At 43.0% G+C, this 1934-nt stretch carries 1 protein-coding gene and 2 pseudogenes; 2 read left to right on the top strand and 1 reads right to left on the bottom strand.

What is annotated here, in order from left to right; genetic code table 11:
* Nucleotides 1-350 precede the first annotated feature (350 nt).
* A complete protein-coding gene (locus CWM53_RS08700) occupies nucleotides 351-731 on the bottom strand; it encodes a hypothetical protein (protein WP_100680079.1) in 381 nt (126 codons plus the stop codon).
* Nucleotides 732-1276: 545 nt separating this feature from the next.
* Between CWM53_RS08700 and CWM53_RS08705 the strand changes: the two are divergent.
* Nucleotides 1277-1730, top strand: a pseudogene (locus tag CWM53_RS08705) (tyrosine-type recombinase/integrase); the annotation flags it as partial.
* 48 nt (nucleotides 1731-1778) lie between these two features.
* A pseudogene (locus tag CWM53_RS08710) lies at nucleotides 1779-1934 on the top strand (tRNA 2-thiocytidine(32) synthetase TtcA); the annotation flags it as partial.

Here is a 1934-nt window from a genome sequence, read left to right on the forward strand (position 1 = left end):
ATCCGGGGCAGGCATACAGAAATGCAGCTCCTCCATTTATCATTCTTCGCCACACTTGATTAAGAGATTGAATTACCAATAAATTCAGCTCAACAAATCAGTTGGTAAGATCTAGAGGGCTCACAATTGCGAGCCCTAATATTCCACGCGGATGAAGTAAAAAAATTATTAGCGGCTATGATAATGTTAATCACTGCCTTTATGGATAACAAAGTTAATTGTCAGTAGGACCTCACATCTGCAATTGTTTCTGCCGGCGACCAGACACTGCTACATACGCCTACGACCACGACGATTGCAGCGCAATCAAGTCTAGCTTTTTGGCCAAAGAAGTGCTCGCCCCTTGCAACTTAGGGCTTTTTAACGATCTCCATATCATGCCTAAAAATAATGTTTTTAAGTTTTACAGCTAGTGCGTCAAAGTTAGCTCCTTGAGCCTCTATATCAATAAGTAGGAGATCTATCTCACTTCGGCTTAAACGATTACTCCTCCATTTACGCTCAAAGCCTCCTGCAGTTGCGATTGCTGTAAGTGCTGCTGCAATAGTCGTTAATACTACTGCGACTCCTGAATAATCTGGGTCTTTGATTTGTAAAATTGCTCCCGCAGCTACACTACATAGAATTGAACCGAAGATACTGAAATGATGTGCAAAACTCCAATTCTTTTGACCTTTATTAAACTGAGAACGAAATTCAAGTGCTTGATCATTTAACGTTTTCTTGTCCATAACGCCCTCGCATGATTAGTTCAAAAAAGATGATTTATAAGAATAAATATAACGATAAAAACATGCCAATCCTGACTTATATTTCAGGCGCTTTTACATCAACTTCATCAAACTTGGTTTGTTCGATTTTTATTATAGTAGTTGTTCTCTTGTTTTCATTATCTCAAGTTCTGACCAGTTTGCTACTCTTGATGTCCCAAGCTTCTGTCTCGATTGACGTAGCACATTTTTGTAGCTGGCCTTGACTATTTTAATTGTTGAACACCATTAGCCTGCTCGTAAAAAGATATTAAAAAGCAATTGGTTATATGCAAAAATATAGAGTGTTCATATGACCACAAATGAACTTGCTTCCCTGAGTTTGCACTCCTCTAAGCGCGTACCGTCAAGCCACTCACCGCAAAAAACTATCGTTCTGCAGATACTCCCTTACTCGCTCATTTTTCGATCCCCCACGTAACCGCTAAGCCTTCACGCTAAATACAAATTCGATGTTTTCTGTTAAACCTGCTTCGACCATTAATTTCTTTATTACCATGACAGCAAACGGCATGTTCGGCCCACCAAAAACAACGGTAGGAAACCGCTCGGCCCTGCCCTGGACGCGCTGAAAGCACACAGCATGAACTGACAGCTGGACATCCGGTATCCACTATCACGTTTCACCACTGGGAATACGGCTCAAGCGAGGAACAGAATTTGCGATTTGTTTTCATGCCGCGGAGACGGAAAGGCGAGCAAAAACCCTGCTACTCGCACAGCAGTATAGGCAGCAGATGGGAAGCTGCAGTAAAACGCGCTGGCATTCGCCGCAGGAATCCGTACCATACGCGGCATACTTTTGCCTGCTGGCTCCTGACGGCTGGCGCAAACCCGTCTTTTATAGCCAATCAGATGGGGCATGAAAACGCGCAAATGGTGTACGACGTTTATAGTACATGGATAGAAGAGATGAACGGCGACCAGGTTTCTATGTTGAATTCCCGGCTTGGGCTTTAACACATTTTGCCCCCTATATGCCCCTTTTAGATTTTGAGAATGTTAATAATGCAAGAAAATCAAGAACTTACAAAGAAAGAGAAATACAACATCGATAAGCTGCAGAAACGTCTGCGCCGCAACGTCGGTGAGGCGATTGCCGACTTCAATATGATTGAAGAGGGCGACCGCATTATGGTTTGTCTTTCTGGCGGCAAGGACAGC

Source organism: Klebsiella sp. A-Nf5 (assembly GCF_002810545.1).
In the GTDB taxonomy this organism is placed as follows: Bacteria; Pseudomonadota; Gammaproteobacteria; order Enterobacterales; family Enterobacteriaceae; genus Klebsiella; species Klebsiella variicola.